This window comes from Pseudomonas sp. SIMBA_067 (genome assembly GCF_046534675.1).
GTDB lineage: Bacteria > Pseudomonadota > Gammaproteobacteria > Pseudomonadales > Pseudomonadaceae > Aquipseudomonas > Aquipseudomonas putida.
Map to the genome: position 1 here is coordinate 1 of NZ_JAWRYH010000047.1, position 486 is coordinate 486.

Below are 486 nucleotides of genomic sequence, written 5' to 3' on the forward strand. Positions count from 1 at the left end.
CGGCCTGGGAGCCAACGGCTGACTGTGCCGGCGCCGTTGGCGCGAGCTGCACGGTACTGGCGTGAAGGGTATTGGGCATGATGGTGTCCCGAGTGTGTTGGGTCAGAAGGGCGGTGCGATCCAGCCACCGAATGCGAGCTCCAGTGAGCGTGCTGCGTCGAGCAGCACAGGCTCCTGGCCGGGGCCGGCCACCAGCTGCACGGCCACCGGGCAGCCTTGATCGAGGCGCCCCATGGGTACCGTCAGGGCCGGGAGGCCCAGTACGTTGAACAACGCGGTGTAGCCGATATCCCCCGGGTAGCGCAGGGCATGGCCATGCTCGGGCGAGGTGCCGGGCAACGCCGGCAGGGCCAGTACACTGTTGCCATCCAGCCGTTCGGTCAGCGCGTGTAACAGGGCATCGCGTTTGGGTAGCTGCCTTGCAAGGCCGGGGTTACCCAGGCATTCGCCCAGGCTGTCGAGCACGGTTGCCAGCCAAGGCCCGGT

1 protein-coding gene is annotated in these 486 nt (G+C 67.9%); it reads right to left on the reverse strand.

Annotated elements, in window-relative coordinates:
• Nucleotides 1-102: 102 nt before the first annotated feature.
• The coding region (locus tag SB765_RS28000) for an amidase family protein (RefSeq protein ID WP_410932271.1) at nt 103-486 on the reverse strand (384 nt) is incomplete at its 5' end.